Origin of the sequence: Neobacillus mesonae (assembly GCF_001636315.1) — a bacterium.
GTDB lineage: Bacteria > Bacillota > Bacilli > Bacillales > Cytobacillaceae > Neobacillus > Neobacillus mesonae.
Genome location: NZ_KV440949.1, coordinates 5,361,775 through 5,378,023 on the forward strand (window position 1 = coordinate 5,361,775; position 16,249 = coordinate 5,378,023).

Below are 16,249 nucleotides of genomic sequence, written 5' to 3' on the forward strand. Positions count from 1 at the left end.
TTAAGGATTAACCTATAAGAGCCCCTCTTCCATCATTTGAAGCATTTCGCTGTTGGCATGGAGTATGTCTTGTTTGGCGCGTGTGCTTACTTCTTTTGCTGCCTGCTGTGCTTCTAAAATAGCATTTCTAGTATCAATTGTAGTTATTTGGCGGTTTTCCATAATGATTTGGCCATCGATGATACTTGTTTCCACTTCATGTCCTCTTGCAGAATAAACTAGATTAGGAATAATATTTCGAATTGGATCGACGAATAGTGGTGAAAGCGTCGGTTCGAGCAAGTTGATTAAGATAATATCAGCTTTCTTTCCTTTCCTTAAAGATCCGACTTCATGATCCATCCCCATTACCTTCGCCGCTTCAATGGTAGCTAACCTTAGTGATAATGCTGCTGGAAAGACCGTTGGGTTTGAACGCTTAACTTTATTTAAAATGGCCGCAAATTTCATCTCATTAAACATATTATTGCAATTATTTCCTGGCGCTTGGTCTGAACCTAACCCCGCCATTCCCCCACTTTCAATAAATTTTAATACGGGCGGAACCATTCCATCTATGATACCGATGCTCCCGGAGCAATAGACCATCCCTGCCCCACTCTTGGCTACAACCTCTGTTTCTTGGTCGGTTGCCTCCGTTAAATGGACTGCAATTAGACGTTCGTTTAAATATCCGAGTTCTTCCAAGAAAGCAATACTTCTTTTTCCGTACCTTTTTACCATTTGATCAATTTCACGGTCACCTTGGGCAACATGCATATGAAGCTTGGTATTGTATTTTTCGGCTAAACCTTTCATTTCTTTCAGAAGTTCCACACTTAATAAATCTGGGCCATGTGGACCAAGGATACACGTAATTCTACCATTCGCACTCTCATGGTATTTTTCTATCAGCGAAAGATTATTCGAAAGCTTTTGTTCCCCTATTTCTGTATAAAAAGGATACAGCTCGCCAACGGGAACGTCTCCAATATTATCGGGAATTTCATTTACAAGCTCGGCAACACGTGCACGGGCCCCTATTTTTATATAATTTTCCACCAAATGATTCATCGAACGATCGTAATCACAAAAAGTAGTTGTTCCAGCTTGAATCCCTTCAATGATATTCACCATGGATCCTTTTTTACTATCTTCTATTGTTACATGTTTCATAAATGGCCACAGCCCTTTTTGCATCCAATGATGAATATCTTGTGCAACACCGCGGAGCAGAGCCAAACCCGTATGAATATGAGCATCGATTAATCCCGGCATAACCAGCTTATCTTTTGCGTCGATCTCTCTCTCCGCTGTATAACCCCGGGTAATTTCTAATGTTGAACCCACCGCCTGTATTGTATTTCCTTTTATAGCCACAGCTCCGTTTTCAATTAAGCCAACCCCCCTCCCTTCCATCGTCATCACAAGCCCATTTTTAATAATTAAATCAACTTTCATATTCGCAATACCTCCTAATTCTTTGGAACTATTTCCATATTCTGATTGTCAATCTCTAAAAATAAAATATTTTTTGAAGAATAATATTTTACACTCTTTAAAATTTTTAGAATTTTATGCTAATATATTTATAATACAAGGAGGTGGGTCAATGAGTCTAGTGAAAATACAAGGAGAACGATGGTTTCCATCAGAAAATTCATTTCAGTCAGAAATGCCTTCCCTTTGGGGGAATTGGTATTGTGATTCAGAAATTGGAAAATTGCGTGCCGTTCTATTAAGAAGGCCCGGAAAAGAAATTGAAAGAGTAACACAAACAAACTTCTCCCAATATCGCTGGAAAGCACCAATGAATGTAGAAAAAGCGAGAGCTGAACATGACCAATTAGCGGGTATTTACCGCTCCCATGGTGTTGATGTCCATTATGTAGAGGAAGCACATCCAGAGCGCCCGAACTCTCTTTTTATGAGAGATCAAGTGTTTATGACGCCGGAGGGAGCGATTGTTTGCCGCCTAGGTATTTCTGCCCGCCGCGGTGAGGAACGATATGCAGCCAAAGCTTTGGGCGAAATTGGTGTTCCAATTATTAAAACGATCAACGGTGACGGTATTTTTGATGGTGCTTGTGGAATGTGGGTCGACCGGGAAACGGTTCTTATTGGTACTGGATCACGGGCCAATAAGAGTGGTGCTGAACAGGTCGAGGCAGAATTACGGAATCTTGGCGTCAAGTACATAGTTCCGTTTGAAATTCCATATGGACATGCTCACTTAGATGGCCTGATCAATATTGCGGACCGCAAAATTGCAGCGCTCTTCCCTTGGCAGGTTCCGTATGATGTAGTAAAAGTTTTCCTAGAAAGAGATTTTAAGATTATCGAAGCAACTAACACTGACGAAATTAAGACAAATGCTTGTATCAACTTTGTCGCATTAGAGCCTGGTAAGGTTGTAATGCCTGCCAATTGCCCGGAAATGAAGGCGAAATTAGAGGATGCTGGAGTTACTGTTATCGAAGTTGAGGTTACGGAAATTCTAAAGGGTTGGGGTGCAATTCATTGCATGACCGCCTTCTTAAACAGAGACCCAGTCTAAAAACACTAGCGAGGTGAATGGAAGATGAAAAAATTATTAGCTATTTTACTAGTTTCAATCATGGTCATCATGACTGGTTGCACCCAATCTACTTCAGTTGGTGAAAAACAACAGTCCACTATTGATAAAGTTTTAAAAGCGAAGAAGCTTGTTGTCGGAACGGCACCAGGATATTTTCCTTTTGAAATGAAAAACACCAAAGGCGAATTTATTGGTTATGACATTGATACAGCGAAAGCAATCGCCGATTCATTAGGAGTGAAAGTAGAATTTAAGCAATTTGGTTTTGATGGCTTAATCCCTGCTCTTAAAACAGGTGAAATCGATATGATTATTGCGGGAATGACCATCCGCGGCGATCGTGCCTTATCTGTAAGTTTTGCTGATCCTTATTTTAGTACAGGTCAAGTATTAATGCTTCCTAAGAAAGACACAACAACAAAATCATGGGAAGATCTTGATAAGCCAGGTAAGAAAATTGCCGTTTCTTTGGGTACAACCGGTGCTTTGTTAGCTAAACAAATTTTCAAAAATGCGGAAGTTAAAGACTTTGAAGACTTCCCTGCTGCTTCAATGGCACTTGTTCAGGGACAAGCTGATGGTATTATTTATGATGAACCAGGTATTCGTTCTTACGAAGGAATGAACCCTGGTAGCGTTCGCGGAGTCTATGACCTTATTTCAAAAGAAAATTTAGGAATTGCTGTTCGTAAAGATGATTTAGAAACTGTTCAATGGCTTAACTCATTCGTATCTTCATATAAGGGCAGCCCGAAAGAATTAGAATCTTTTGCTAAATGGTTTGAAAATGTTGATTGGATGAAAGAAGTAGAACAGAAAAAATAAGTAAACATCTTAGGAGGCCTATTCTATGGTATATCAAACAGATTGGAGTGTTATTCCAAATAACATAGGGCTTTTCCTAGAGGGGCTATGGCTGACGCTGGAAATTTCAGCGTTAGCTCTCCTTTTTAGTATCCCAATAGGAATCATTGTAGGTTTATTACGAATTTCTAGGAATAAATTAGTTTCGTTTATTGCCACAGCATATATCGAGGTGATGAGAGGGATTCCGCTTCTTGTATTATTATTATGGATTTTCTTTGTTTTAGGACAATTTTTAAGCCTTGGGCCCTATTGGTCAGCCGTGTTAGGTTTGGCTACATTTTCAGGGGCATTCGTTGCTGAAATCGTCCGTGCCGGTATTCAATCGGTACCAAAAGGACAAATGGAAGCCGCCCGCTCCTCCGGGATGAAGTACTCACAAGCGATGAGACTGATCATTCTGCCACAGGCGTTCCGGAAGGTATTACCGCCACTAGCCTCACAATTTATTATTTTGATTAAAGATTCATCACTCGTATCGGTTATCTCTGTAGTAGACTTAACGCTTGTTTCAAAAAACCTGGTAGCTACCTCTTTCCGATCTCTAGAAGTTTGGACATTTGTTGCCCTACTTTACTTTTTAATAACCTTTACTCTATCACAAATCATTCGCTACTTTGAGAAGAAATATCAGGTTTCAGAATAATACACTCTTCCCTTCATGAGATATTAAAGGAGTGACATAAATGATATCAATAACAAATGTACACAAGGCTTTTGGAAATCATAAAGTGCTTGAAAATATTAACCTGGAAGTTTCTAAATCACAAATTTTTGCTCTTATTGGGCCGAGCGGAGCGGGTAAAAGTACGCTAATCCGCACTATTAATGCTTTAGAGCCGATAAATGAAGGTGAAATTATTGTCGATGGAATTTCCATTCATGATAAAAAGACGAATATTAACGCAGCGCGTACTGAAATAGGATTTGTGTTCCAATCGTTTAATCTATACCCTTTCCTAACTGCTTTACAGAATGTCACAATCGCCCCTATCAATGTAAAAAAGATGGATAAAGCTAAGGCAGAAAAAAAGGGAAAGGAACTGCTTTCGATGCTTGGGCTTGGATCTAAGTTCGATTCTTACCCTTCACAGCTATCCGGCGGTCAGCAGCAAAGGGTGGCGATTGCCCGTGCACTTGCAATGGACCCAAAAGTTATGCTATTTGATGAACCAACATCCGCTCTTGATCCGGAAATGATCAATGAGGTGCTGGATGCGATTCGCAGCCTTGCGAAAACTGGGATGACAATGATTGTAGTTACACATGAAATGGGTTTTGCCAAAGAAATATGTGACCAGATTGTTTTTATGGCAGATGGAAAAATCGTTGAAGTTGCGCCGCCAGACAAGTTTTTCTCAAATCCATCTACAGAACGTGCGAAAGGATTTCTATCTAAAGTACTTAATCATTAAAATTGGGAGGTACATAATAATGGAAGTTAAGGTCCAGGGTGAACGATGGTTCCCTGCTGAAACAAATTTTTCTGAGGAATTAAAGGACTTATGGGGAAATTGGTATTGTGATTCCGAAGTAGGAACACTAAGATCTGTCCTTTTACACCGTCCTGGCTTGGAAATTGAAGGCATTAATGAGGAAAATTTCGCTGATTTCCGCTTTCGTGCACCAATGAACCCTGTTCGGGCGCGCAGGCAGCAAGATGCCTTGGCGGATCTGTTCCGTTTAAATGGTGTAGAAGTTCATTATGTAGAAGGTCAGCGAACGGATCGCCCTAATGCTTTATATATGAGGGATTTAATGTTTATGACACCAGAAGGAGCCATTATTTGCCGCCCCGCTATTCCGGCGAGACGCGGAGAAGAAAAAGCCGTAGCCAGAACATTGGCGTCCCTTGGCGTCCCTATTATCAAAACGATTAATGGTGACGGCTACTTTGAAGGTGCCTGTGCCATGTGGGTAAATCGCGAAACGGTCGTTATCGGGACAGGCAGCCGCTCAAACGAGTCAGGTGCCATTCAAGTGGAACGGGAGCTTAGAAATATTGGTGTGAAAAATATCATAATGACTCAAATCCCCTATGGATCAATCCATCTTGATGGTTATATGAATATGATTGATGTTAATAAACTGGTTATTTTTCCTTGGCATACAACCTATGATTGCATGAAACAATTACTTGATCTAGGTATTGAATTAATCGAACTCCCATTTATTGATGAACTAAAACAAGGAATGAGTTTAAACTTTATTGCTTTATCTCCAGGTAAAATTGTTATGCCATCAGGTAATGAAAAATCAAAGAATTTGTTTATAGAACATGGGGTCGAAGTGATTGAGATTGAGATGGACGAAATTATAAATGGCTGGGGTGCCATTCATTGTATGACGGCATTTTTAAATCGAGATCCAGTATAAAAGGACCGGGCTTTGCGCCCGATCCTTTTTTGTTAATGGTAAATAATTTATAACATATCCAATCATTCCACTAAACTCTTCTAAACCCCTCTTCCACCAAAAAGATCTCAGCCTCTTCCCTGGTGTCAAAGGTTTCCTCAAGATTTAATCCGAAATAAATATTCCATATTTCATCTTCATTTACTAACAGCAGTACTTCATTGGATTCATTGGTCCAACGTTCTTCAAGGCTGTCACCGATAATCACTTCCTCTTCGGTAGACCTTGAATTTTCCACTGCAGACAAACTGTTGATGGATTCCCTAAGGATTTGTTGTAACTCCTTAGCGGAAAAATCACGGATGTTCACCATCCCTTTTTGATCGGTCTCATAATTCGTCAAGCGCCCGGCGTAGACGAATCCATTTCCGTTTGGATGGAGATGATATACTACATTTTTCTTATCAAATGCACTGTCGTTATATTGAAAATTAACCCTTCCTAAAGAAACATCCACTCTCTCCAGTTCGAAAAATTCTTCAATTATCGCTAGTTTTTCTTCGAATGTTAACATGTTTTCCTCCAATAACTTTACCAGGTTCCTAGAATTTTTTTATGAACAAAATAAACAGCAATCCAAATGCTCAAAACCATTGATTTTCCAGGAATGAACGCGAACTCACTAAATAGCAGACAAACGATAATGGCCAGGATGTTGGAACCTATGCCAGCATAAACAAGTGATCGAATAAATACGGGGCTAAAGATCTTCCATTCACTCCTTTCAACTCATGGTTTAAACAATTGGTTTGAAAAATTATACCATATTTTGAATTCACATTACTTATTTAACCTAAAAAATGCCTCGCTCCACAATTTTTTCACTGACTTTCTACGTTTCATGATATGATTACGTTATATTCAAACTATTTAGGAGTGAAATCATGAGCGTACATAAAGACTTAATTCAGCATGCGGCAAATCAAAATAAAGAATATCAAAATTTTCTACAGCTGGACCAACAACGAGAAAGCTTTATTGAAGAAGCAATCCAATTGTGCAAAGAAGGGAAACCTTTTACCACCGATAAAATCAACGATGTCACTAAAAAAATCAATAACATCAAACTAAGATTTATTCCCGAACGAAAAATCGTCACCACTGACATGGTCCGCGAATATGTATCAAGAAAAGCTTAGGAAGAATACGGACAGTTCTTCTTTTTCATCAAACTCATGAAAAGTGAGAACTGTCCTCATCTTTCATGGTTTCTGGCAAAAGATTGTTTGCCTTCCCTCTTGTTCGTTTTCTTCAAAATAGTGAATGGTCCAATCAGCGAATTCAGTTTGTAATTCTTTAGGCTGAAGCTTGTATTGATTAGAAACTCCCTTTCCTTCCTTCTCGGGAGTAAGGTAATAAGTCTCCATGAAAAAATAACCGTTTTCTTTTATGACGCTTTTTACAATTGGAAATAAGGCGCGATCAAGGTAATAGGTTATGACCACTATGTCAAAGGATTGATCCTTCCAATTTAGTTTATTCAATTTTGTTAAATCATATATCCTTGTATCGATAGGGAGCTGTTTTTTTTCAGCCTGTTCTTGAACATATTTGATAGCAACGTCTGATATATCAATTGCTTGAACATGAAAGTTATGTTCAGCAAGTAAAATACTGTTACCACCCAGGCCGCAAGCGATATCGAGTGCTGTTCCGCCGCTGAAAAAAGAGACCCTATCCTTTAATCTACGGTTAGGCTCCGGTTCCACTGGTTCATCATTCAATCGTTTATTATATTTCTCATTCCATTTAGTTTTATCATCCATCCAAAAGCTCCCCAGTCAAAAGTTTTCTTTTATTTATAGCGTAAACAATTCCCTAATCTAATTCAAATTTTCCGGTAAAAACGCCTAAATAAGCATTTTATCACTTGCGAACAAACGTTCCTTGTTTTATAATTGAAATAGCGGTAATAATAGGAAATGCTGCTAAAAAAATAGGTAGCAATTTTCACGATTATCGTATAAATTTTTTTCATAAGGAGCGATTTTGATGACTGTACGTTTGGTCCCCTATTTAGTAATGGATGGTAATGCTAATGAAGCTATTGAATTTTATGAAAAAGCTTTAGATGCTCAAGTTCTCTTCAAACAAACCTTCGGGGAAATGCCAGAAAACCCTGAATACCCGCTTCCTGAGAATACCAAAAACCTGATCAGCCACGCAACAATCAAAGTGGGTGAAACAGAACTAATGTTTTCCGATGCTTTCCCTGGACAGGCACATCAAATCGGTACAAACGTAACCATCTGTATCTCCACTGACGATGCAGAAAAGGCACAAAAATATTTTGATGGGTTACAAGACGGTGGTAGAGTAGAGATGCCGCTCCAAGAAACCTTCTTCAGCCCGGCTTATGGTAGTGTAATTGATAAATTTGGTGTGTTTTTTCAGATTTTCACAGAAGGAAAATAACATGAAAAAAAAGGCTCTAGCCGATTCATTAACGGCAGAGCCTTTTTTAACTTTATGGTAATTTTGTAACAAATTTATTGTGCTGTATATCCGCCATCAATCACAACTGCCTGTCCTGTTACACTTTTCGCCTTATCGCTTGCTAGGAAAAGAGCATAATCAGCAATTTCACTAACATCCAGCAATCGTTTTTGCGGAACTAATGGAAGCAGTACTTCTGCTAAGACATCTTCTACAGGAACATTACGGGTTTTCGCTAAATCTGCCATCTGTCCGCGGACAAGTGGTGTGTCAACATAGCCCGGACATAAGGCATTAACGGTAATACCATGCTCTGCCCCTTCCAAGGCAGCCACTTTTGTTAAACCAATCACACCATGTTTCGCACTATTATAGGCTGCTTTGCCGGCAAATCCGATCAAACCATTAATCGAAGCAATATTAATAATCCGGCCATAACCTTGTTCCTTCATAATTGGGAAAACTGCCTTTGTTAGAATGAAAGGAGCGATCAGCATAATTTTATGCATTAAAACAAACTTCTCTGTTGGAAAATCCTCGATCGGTGATACATATTGTAAACCGGCATTGTTGATCACAATATCGACGGAGCCGTAAGTTTCTTTCGCTACTTTTACTAGGTTTTGAAGATCCTCCTCTGACGTTACATCGGCTTTAATCCCGATAGACTCAAATCCTAATTTTTTTAGAGATTCAGCAGATTCTTTTACCATTCCTTCATTAATATCAGAAAGTACCACTTTTGCTCCATTTTCAGCAAAATGCTTGCCAATTTCAAATCCAATACCCCGTCCAGAACCAGTAATAATGACAACTTTGTTTTCAACCATGATAAAATTTCCTCCCTCAATAATTAAACTAATCCGATTGCACCCAATATAATACCGATAATCAATGCAATCGTTGGAATAAGAAACGCAACGACAAACACGTCTTTGTAAGTTTCTTTATGACTTAAACCTGTTACCGCTAAAAGAGTTAATAACGCACCATTATTTGGAAAAATTGAAGCACCTGAAGCAACGGCAGCAATTCTATGAAGAGCATCAGGGCTAAGCCCCGTCACCTGTGCTACATGGTAAAAGGTTTTACCAAGAGTAGTAAGTGCAATACCCATGCCTCCAGAGGCTGATCCGGTAATGATAGCCATGATTTGTACCGAGAGAGCCTCAGCAACTAGCGGATTGCTGGACACATGAAGCAGCCAAGAAGTAATATGATCAAATGCAGGTACTATAGCGATAACCGCACCAAACCCAACAGCGGCACTGGTATTTAAAATTGCCATGACAGAGCCTTTTCCACCCTCATTAATGGATGAAATAAATTTGCTATAATGCTTGAAATGAATGACCATAATACTTATAATACCTAGCAACAAAGCATAGATCGCTTGCAATTTTACAATATTCAACAAGACCACAACAACTAAAAGAGGAATTAAAGAAAGCAGCCAATTCGGCGTTTCTTCCTCGTCCGTTTGAGCTAGAATAGATGTATGAGTTGGTTCGCTATAGACATCATTTTTTTCGGTAAATTTCTTTGCTCTGAATGCAAGCCATAAATATCCGCAAACAGCCATGACTATGGTAGTTACGATGCCGATAATAACACCAGATGTTGGTGATGTGTGAAAATATTGCATCGGAATCAAGTTTTGAATTTGCGGTGTTCCTGGCATAGACGTCATGGTAAACGTAAAGGCGCCAAGTGCAAAAGTTGGCACAAGCAGCTTTCTGGTCACATTTGCTTCTCTGAATAATTCAAGTGCAATCGGATAGATGGCAAACACAACGACAAATAAGCTGACCCCGCCATATGTTAATAACGCGGAAGCAATTAATACCCCTAGAATGGCTCGTTTTTTTCCGATTAATTGTGTTACCTTTTTAGCAACGGACCGAGCTGATCCGGTATCTTCCATCAGTTTACCAAAAACAGCACCTAATAAGAAAATAGGAAACCAATTCTTAACAAATCCTACTAGCCCTTCCATGTAGGTTCCGGTGTACGTGTCAAAAACATTCAAACCACTCAATATGGCAACCACTCCAGCAGCAAGCGGGGCTACCCAAATAATCGACCATCCAAGATAAGCTAACGACATTAACAATACTAAACCTACAATTATACTTAACACTCTTATTCACCTCTTTTCATATGTAAAAAGTTTTAATCACCTATGAACGTCTAGTTAAATTATTTTTTCAATATAATTTATGGATCTATCAATCATAGAATCAAAAAAAATGATATAATTTTCACCGCTCCTTCATTGGTTATAAGCGCCTCAAATACTTTCCTATAATAGTTTACATCCGCTTGATTTATATGTAAAATGAATAAAAATCATTAATACTATGCTTATATAGAATAAATAAGGTGGTTAAGATGGAGTTACGAGACTTAAAATCATTTATGGAAGTAGCAGATTATAAGAGCTTCACGAATGCAGCAGCACATTCTTATTTAACCCAGCCTTCGTTAAGTAAAGCTGTCAAAAAGTTAGAGGAAGAACTTGATGTGGAGCTGTTTGACCGCTCTACAAGGCATCTGCGCTTAACCGATGCCGGGAGAATCGTGTATCAGCAGAGCCAAAAAGCGCTTGCTGCCTTATCAGAGTTAAATGTCTTATTGGATGAACTCAGGGACATCGCCGCCGGTGAAATTAAATTCGGTATTCCCCCGCTCATTGGTACGTTATTTTTTCCGCAAATCGCCCAACAATTTAACGAAAAATATCCGAAAGTCACCTTGGAGTTAGTTGAATTAGGAGCTAAAGTTGTCGGAAGGCTGATCGATGAGGCAAAGATTGACATTGGGATTGTGGTCCTCCCTGCCGATCAAGAAATGTTTCATGTTTTCCCTTTTTTTCAAGAGGAATTTGTTTTATTTATACATGAAGACCACAAACTGGCTCAAAAACAGTCCGTTTCATTAAAAGAGTTAGAAGATGAAAGTTTCATTTTATTTTCCGAGGATTTTGCCTTGCATGATTACATTATCCATGCCTGTAAGAGTGAAGGATTCACACCAAAAATCTCCTACCAAAGCTCACAATGGGACCTTATTTTGGAGCTTGTTTCAGCAAAACTTGGCATCGCCCTACTGCCCAAATTGATCTATCAAAAACAAAGCAACAAAAACATAAAAATCGTCCGCTTAATAAATCCAACCTTATACTGGAAGCTTGGTATCATCACCAAAAAAGGCGCCTACCACTCCTTCGCCCTAAGAGAATTATTAAAAATGCTAGAGAATGATTGAAATAAGGGACAGTACTTCTGCTTCTTAAAAAGAAGCAAGAGAACTGTCCCCATGTTTGATTATTCTGCTGATGGTTTTGCTCTTTTAATGAAGAAGGCAAGGATTAGGGCGACTGCGGCGATTCCTGTTGCCACTACAAAGGCGTCGTTAATGCCGCTGATGGTCGCTTCTTTCATTGCTTCGCCGTAAATGCTGGTTGTGGCAAGCATTTGTCCTTGTTGGACCGGTATTCCCGCCATTGCCGCAATTCCGTGACCAAGCTCAGCCATTTTGTTGGCAAGATACGGATTGGCACTTGTGATGACATTCGAATAATTAGCCGAATGAAAACCACTTCTTGTTGTCATTACGGTAACAAGAAAGGCCGTACCCAAACTTCCGGCAACTGTTCTTGCTGTGTTCGAAGCAGATGTTCCGTGGCCTGCTAGACGCAGCGGCAGCTGGTTCATCCCTTCCGTCTGTACTGTCATCGATAAAAAGGACATGCCAAACATCCGCATAATATACAGTAACATAATATAGCCATATGATGTAGACATTGTTAATTTCGTAAACTGCCATGTTGTGATCACGGTAATAACCAGGCCAATCACGGCAAGCCAGCGTGCTCCCATCCGGTCAAACAGCCTTCCGGATATTGGCATCATAATCGCCATGACGATTGCCCCTGGCAGCATCAAAAGTCCTGAATCAAGAGCGGTAAACCCGCGGATATTTTGCAGATAGATTGGCAGCAGCAGCATGGCAGCAAACATTGCCATGTTGATAATCATCCCGATGAGCGTCGTTAACGCGAAAATATCATATTTAAACACGCGTAATTCCAGCATCGGCTGATCAGTCGTGAGCTCGCGCCAAATGAAGGCAATTAACCCAATCGTTCCTACAATAAGGGAAATCAATACCTCTGCACTATCCCAGCCATTATTCCCCGCTTCACTAAACCCATAAAGCAAAAATCCTAATCCCACGGTTGAAAAAATAAACCCTGGAGTATCGAATTTCGGTTTTGTGATTTCGGTAACATCGATCATCCAGGCAAAGGACATAATGATCGATAAAATCCCGAACGGAATAACGATATCAAACAACACACGCCAAGAGTAATGCCCGATGATCCAGCCGGATAACGTAGGACCGACAGCTGGGGCAAATAGAATCGCGACACCCATAAGTCCCATGGCTGCTCCTCGCTTTTCGGGAGGGAAAATTGTTAAAAATACAGTCATTAACAGCGGCATGATAACACCAGCACCTGCTGCCTGAACAACCCTGCCAATCATTAACAGTGAGAAGGTCGTCGAAATAGAACAAATGACAGAACCTAATGTAAACGCAAATACAGCAAAAATAAATAATTTTCTTGTTCCCAGTCTAGAGGTCAAAAAGGCTGTAATGGGAATAATGATTCCGTTCGTTAGCATGTATCCTGTTGAAAGCCATTGTACGGTACTTGCAGAAACAGCGAAATCATTCATAATATGCGGGATGGCAACATTCAGTAACGTTTGATTCAAAATCGCTACAAACGCCCCCAGCATCATAGCTGCTATAACTTTTCCGCGTTTTCCTTCAAATTGCTCAGCTTTCGTAGAAACCGGTTGGACTTTCTTATTTTCTCTTTTCATTTCTTTTTCTAATGGTAATGCATCAGTCGTCGGTGCTTTTTCTAGTGGTGAACCATCGGCCGCCTGTATAGATGCAATTTCTGAAATAGGCTGTGTTTCTTTTTTGTTTTGTTTTTTCAACATTAAATTAACAAAAATCAAGAGAAGAACGGATATAAGAATATAACCTGCGATATATATTGACATATGATCACCTACTTATGAATTCGCACTGTCACATTCATCCCAGGAACGAGTCTCTCTCCATAATGATCGATTGAAATTTTCACAGGAACGACTTGTGTTTCTTTTGTGTAATTCGCTGAAGCATTGTTCTTTGGTAAAAGCGAGAACGTACCAGCTGTTGCTAATCCGATTTCCTCAACCTTTCCGTTTAAAGTGACGTTTGGAAAAGCATCGACATAAATATCGACATCCTGACCAATTTTGACATCATTTAGTTTTGTTTCCTCGATATTAGCTGTTACCCAAAGATTATTCAGATCGTAGCTGATGGCAAGCGGTGTACCTGCAGCAACCATTGTATTTTCTACCGCATTTGTTTGAACAACCGTACCGTCCGCCGGAGCTTTGACCGCCATATCCATGGCCCCTTTTTCACCAGCTATTTCAATCGTGCCGATTGTGTCATTTTTGGTGAAGGTGTCACCAGTTTGCCCTTTCCATTTCAGTAGTTTTCCAGTTGCTGGCGCAGCAATGTTCACCTGCTGTCCGGAAATTTGGGCATTATCTGTTGTTAAATAATTAATAGATTGATTAAAGTAGTAATAACCGGCGAAACCTCCGCCGACCAATATGATTAATAAAATGACATTAAGAAGAATCATCCGTTTAGCGTTCATAAATATTTTGTTCCTCCTCTACTCACTCAAGATGCTTTGAACTTTTTTATGAATTCGTAATAAATTTTCGATATCCTCTGCAGGCAATTGCTTGATTTTGTTTAACTTCTGAACTAACAGAGATTCATTGAGCACAATATGCTCCAATTTTTCCTCGCCTTTTTGCGATAATCGAATGGTAATCGCCCGGCGGTCATGCGGGAGTGTGTGACGTTCAATAAGACCATTCTGCACTAATCTGTCGACAACGCCGCTTACCGTACTATTCGTCAGCTTTAAATGCTCCGCCAATTCCACTAAACCCATATTAGGCTGTGCGGAAATCTTATACAAAGCCTTAAGCTGGACTACAGTTAATCCATTCCGGTCTGCATCCATCTTCGAAACCTTATAAAGCAGCTTATTAATATCAGAGAACGAGTTTAAAATCTCGCTATTATAAGCATTTCGCAATTAACACCCCCCCTTACTGACTGATCAAATGTTTCCTACACGAATATTTCGCATGCGAAATAATTTGCGTTTTTTATCATACCTACATTTTTATCATGTGTCAACAATATTTATCTATTCCCTGATCCTATTAACCTAAAAAAAGCTCTTCTCTCAGTGGAGAAGAGCTTTTCCGTATTCTTATTTCATCGAAATCCAGACACTCTTGACTTCGGTATAATTGTTCAAGGCGTAAGAGCCCATTTCGCGGCCGATTCCGGATTGCTTGTAGCCGCCGAACGGAGAAGCGGCATCAAAGGCATTGTAGCAGTTGACCCAAACCGTACCGGCACGAAGTTTGCTGGAAATATAATGGGCTTTTGCTACATCTCTAGTCCATACACCTGCTGCTAAGCCGTATTGGCTATTATTAGCACGGTCAATCAGCTCATCAAGATCCTCATATGGCATAGCGGAAATGACTGGACCAAAAATTTCCTCTTTCGCAATCGTCATTTCATCACGAACATCGGCAAAAATTGTTGGAGACACAAAGTATCCTTGCTCAAACGGCTTGTCACCGCCAACTAGCAATTCCGCTCCTTCGTTTAATCCTTTTTCAATATAGCCAAGCACGCGTTTTTGCTGTTCAACGGAAACTAATGGACCAATTTGTGTATCGGCATGTAAACCAGATCCTTGTTTAATTTTTTGCGCATGACTGACCATGTCCGACACGACGTTGTCAAATTGCTTTTTCTGGATAAACACACGCGAACCGGCACAGCAAACCTGTCCTTGGTTAAACATGACGCCGTTTAATGCACCAGGAATCGCTTTTGTCAGGTCAGCATCTGGAAGAATGATGTTCGGTGATTTTCCGCCGAGCTCAAGCGTAACACGCTTCAATGTTTTTGAGGCTCTTTCCATGATCATTTTTCCAACTTCTGTCGAGCCAGTGAAAGCAATTTTATCCACAAGCGAATGGTCAACCAGCGGCTGTCCTGCTGTTTCACCGAAACCTGGGACAATATTGATGACCCCTGGAGGGAACCCTGCTTCTTCGATTAATTCTGCTAAGTATAAGGCAGAAAGCGGTGTTTGTTCTGCCGGCTTCAATACTACCGTACAGCCTGTCGCCAAAGCTGCACCTAACTTCCACATCGCCATTAATAACGGGAAGTTCCACGGGATAATTTGGCCGACAACTCCAACCGCTTCATGGCGAGTAAAGTTAAAGAATGGTCCGTTGACTGGAATCGTTTGTCCAACGATTTTCGTCGACCATCCGGCATAGTAGCGCATATGTTCAATGGCGAGCGGCACATCCGCTGCAGAGGTTTCACGGATCGGCTTTCCGTTATCCAGCGTTTCTAATTGGGCCAGCTCCTCTTGATGCTCCTCCATTAAATCAGCTAATTTATACATGAGACGGCTGCGTTTAGCAGATCCCATTTTTGACCACGGTCCCTCATCAAATGCCTTTCTTGCCGCCTTTACAGCACGGTCGATGTCTTCTGGACCGGCTTCATACACAGCTGCCAGCACTTCACCAGTTGCCGGGTTATACGTATCAAATGTTTTTTGAGAGAGACTTTCAACAAATTGACCATCAATGTACAGTTTCTTTTTCCCCAGTAAAAACTTTTCTACCTTCTCTTTTAAACCGACTGATACTTGACTCAAATGTTCTTCCTCCCTTAACTATTCTTCGATAACGGAATTGGCAATAATTTTCAACTCCATGTAAAATTCTATCATTGTTAAAATCTAGCATTCAAGTAATTAGTGTTATAATTTTCAAAAAA

General features: G+C 40.1%; 17 protein-coding genes. 8 read left to right on the top strand and 9 right to left on the bottom strand.

The features are described 5' to 3' along the window. Positions 1-12 precede the first annotated feature (12 nt). The gene (locus tag A6749_RS25280; protein WP_066399081.1) at positions 13-1,440 is read right to left on the bottom strand and encodes an amidohydrolase family protein; all 1,428 of its coding nucleotides are present in this window, start codon (positions 1,438-1,440) and stop codon (positions 13-15) included. Positions 1,441-1,591: 151 nt separating this feature from the next. On the opposite strand from A6749_RS25280, the gene A6749_RS25285 reads away from it, so the two are divergent. Genes A6749_RS25285 through A6749_RS25305 form a run of 5 tightly spaced genes read left to right on the top strand, consistent with a single transcriptional unit; the run spans position 1,592 to position 5,797 of the window. Next, on the top strand, positions 1,592-2,536 hold the full coding sequence (locus A6749_RS25285; protein ID WP_066399084.1) for a dimethylarginine dimethylaminohydrolase family protein: 945 nt from the start codon (positions 1,592-1,594) through the stop codon (positions 2,534-2,536). 24 nt (positions 2,537-2,560) lie between these two features. After that, a complete protein-coding gene (locus A6749_RS25290) occupies positions 2,561-3,382 on the top strand; it encodes a transporter substrate-binding domain-containing protein (RefSeq protein ID WP_066399085.1) in 822 nt (273 codons plus the stop codon). A gap of 25 nt (positions 3,383-3,407) precedes the next feature. Then, complete coding sequence (locus A6749_RS25295; protein WP_066399093.1) at positions 3,408-4,067, top strand: amino acid ABC transporter permease; 660 nt, start codon at positions 3,408-3,410, stop codon at positions 4,065-4,067. A 40-nt stretch (positions 4,068-4,107) separates the two neighbouring features. Further along, the gene (locus A6749_RS25300) at positions 4,108-4,836 is read left to right on the top strand and encodes an amino acid ABC transporter ATP-binding protein (RefSeq protein ID WP_066399095.1); all 729 of its coding nucleotides are present in this window, start codon (positions 4,108-4,110) and stop codon (positions 4,834-4,836) included. 19 nt (positions 4,837-4,855) lie between these two features. Beyond that, positions 4,856-5,797 carry a dimethylarginine dimethylaminohydrolase family protein gene (locus A6749_RS25305; RefSeq protein WP_236719730.1) on the top strand — a complete coding sequence of 314 codons (942 nt, stop codon included), beginning with the start codon at positions 4,856-4,858 and terminating at the stop codon, positions 5,795-5,797. A 70-nt stretch (positions 5,798-5,867) separates the two neighbouring features. Here A6749_RS25305 and A6749_RS25310 read toward each other — a convergent pair whose 3' ends face one another. Further along, positions 5,868-6,350, bottom strand: a complete 483-nt coding sequence (locus tag A6749_RS25310; RefSeq protein ID WP_066399098.1) for a hypothetical protein — start codon at positions 6,348-6,350, stop codon at positions 5,868-5,870. Between the two features lie 370 nt (positions 6,351-6,720). Between A6749_RS25310 and A6749_RS25315 the strand changes: the two genes are divergently transcribed. Next, positions 6,721-6,975: a DUF2533 family protein gene (locus A6749_RS25315; RefSeq protein ID WP_066399104.1), complete on the top strand. Its 255-nt coding sequence runs from the start codon at positions 6,721-6,723 to the stop codon at positions 6,973-6,975. A 63-nt stretch (positions 6,976-7,038) separates the two neighbouring features. Here the strand turns inward: A6749_RS25315 and A6749_RS25320 are convergent, their stop codons facing one another. After that, positions 7,039-7,602: a class I SAM-dependent methyltransferase gene (locus A6749_RS25320; protein ID WP_066399108.1), complete on the bottom strand. Its 564-nt coding sequence runs from the start codon at positions 7,600-7,602 to the stop codon at positions 7,039-7,041. Between the two features lie 226 nt (positions 7,603-7,828). Here A6749_RS25320 and A6749_RS25325 point away from each other — a divergent pair, with 226 nt between their 5' ends. Further along, positions 7,829-8,251: a VOC family protein gene (locus A6749_RS25325; RefSeq protein WP_066399109.1), complete on the top strand. Its 423-nt coding sequence runs from the start codon at positions 7,829-7,831 to the stop codon at positions 8,249-8,251. Between the two features lie 74 nt (positions 8,252-8,325). Here A6749_RS25325 and A6749_RS25330 read toward each other — a convergent pair whose 3' ends face one another. Next, on the bottom strand, positions 8,326-9,102 hold the full coding sequence (locus A6749_RS25330; protein WP_066399111.1) for a 3-hydroxybutyrate dehydrogenase: 777 nt from the start codon (positions 9,100-9,102) through the stop codon (positions 8,326-8,328). A gap of 23 nt (positions 9,103-9,125) precedes the next feature. Next, the gene (locus A6749_RS25335) at positions 9,126-10,412 is read right to left on the bottom strand and encodes a GntP family permease (protein WP_066399113.1); all 1,287 of its coding nucleotides are present in this window, start codon (positions 10,410-10,412) and stop codon (positions 9,126-9,128) included. Between the two features lie 251 nt (positions 10,413-10,663). Between A6749_RS25335 and A6749_RS25340 the strand changes: the two genes are divergently transcribed. Beyond that, positions 10,664-11,539, top strand: coding sequence for a LysR family transcriptional regulator (locus A6749_RS25340; protein ID WP_066399116.1), 876 nt, complete (start codon positions 10,664-10,666; stop codon positions 11,537-11,539). A 59-nt stretch (positions 11,540-11,598) separates the two neighbouring features. On the opposite strand, the gene A6749_RS25345 is transcribed toward A6749_RS25340, so the two are convergent. From A6749_RS25345 to A6749_RS25360, 4 genes are all read right to left on the bottom strand, one after another. Further along, a complete protein-coding gene (locus tag A6749_RS25345; protein WP_066399119.1) occupies positions 11,599-13,353 on the bottom strand; it encodes a DHA2 family efflux MFS transporter permease subunit in 1,755 nt (584 codons plus the stop codon). An 8-nt stretch (positions 13,354-13,361) separates the two neighbouring features. After that, positions 13,362-14,009 (bottom strand): efflux RND transporter periplasmic adaptor subunit, encoded by a 648-nt coding sequence (locus A6749_RS25350; RefSeq protein WP_066399121.1) that lies wholly within the window; start codon positions 14,007-14,009, stop codon positions 13,362-13,364. Positions 14,010-14,027: 18 nt separating this feature from the next. Then, positions 14,028-14,462 carry a MarR family winged helix-turn-helix transcriptional regulator gene (locus tag A6749_RS25355; protein WP_066399123.1) on the bottom strand — a complete coding sequence of 145 codons (435 nt, stop codon included), beginning with the start codon at positions 14,460-14,462 and terminating at the stop codon, positions 14,028-14,030. 180 nt (positions 14,463-14,642) lie between these two features. Further along, the gene (locus A6749_RS25360) at positions 14,643-16,127 is read right to left on the bottom strand and encodes an aldehyde dehydrogenase family protein (protein WP_066399125.1); all 1,485 of its coding nucleotides are present in this window, start codon (positions 16,125-16,127) and stop codon (positions 14,643-14,645) included. Positions 16,128-16,249: the final 122 nt, after the last annotated feature.

Coding starts and splice junctions, on each gene's coding strand:
- A6749_RS25295 (WP_066399093.1), top strand. CDS start 3,408: ATGGTATATCAAACAGATTGGAGTGTTATTCCAAATAACATAGGGCTT.
- A6749_RS25300 (WP_066399095.1), top strand. CDS start 4,108: ATGATATCAATAACAAATGTACACAAGGCTTTTGGAAATCATAAAGTG.
- A6749_RS25325 (WP_066399109.1), top strand. CDS start 7,829: ATGACTGTACGTTTGGTCCCCTATTTAGTAATGGATGGTAATGCTAAT.
- A6749_RS25305 (WP_236719730.1), top strand. CDS start 4,856: ATGGAAGTTAAGGTCCAGGGTGAACGATGGTTCCCTGCTGAAACAAAT.
- A6749_RS25330 (WP_066399111.1), bottom strand. CDS start 9,102: ATGGTTGAAAACAAAGTTGTCATTATTACTGGTTCTGGACGGGGTATT.
- A6749_RS25350 (WP_066399121.1), bottom strand. CDS start 14,009: ATGAACGCTAAACGGATGATTCTTCTTAATGTCATTTTATTAATCATA.
- A6749_RS25285 (WP_066399084.1), top strand. CDS start 1,592: ATGAGTCTAGTGAAAATACAAGGAGAACGATGGTTTCCATCAGAAAAT.
- A6749_RS25315 (WP_066399104.1), top strand. CDS start 6,721: ATGAGCGTACATAAAGACTTAATTCAGCATGCGGCAAATCAAAATAAA.
- A6749_RS25310 (WP_066399098.1), bottom strand. CDS start 6,350: ATGTTAACATTCGAAGAAAAACTAGCGATAATTGAAGAATTTTTCGAA.
- A6749_RS25345 (WP_066399119.1), bottom strand. CDS start 13,353: ATGTCAATATATATCGCAGGTTATATTCTTATATCCGTTCTTCTCTTG.
- A6749_RS25320 (WP_066399108.1), bottom strand. CDS start 7,602: ATGGATGATAAAACTAAATGGAATGAGAAATATAATAAACGATTGAAT.
- A6749_RS25290 (WP_066399085.1), top strand. CDS start 2,561: ATGAAAAAATTATTAGCTATTTTACTAGTTTCAATCATGGTCATCATG.
- A6749_RS25340 (WP_066399116.1), top strand. CDS start 10,664: ATGGAGTTACGAGACTTAAAATCATTTATGGAAGTAGCAGATTATAAG.
- A6749_RS25280 (WP_066399081.1), bottom strand. CDS start 1,440: ATGAAAGTTGATTTAATTATTAAAAATGGGCTTGTGATGACGATGGAA.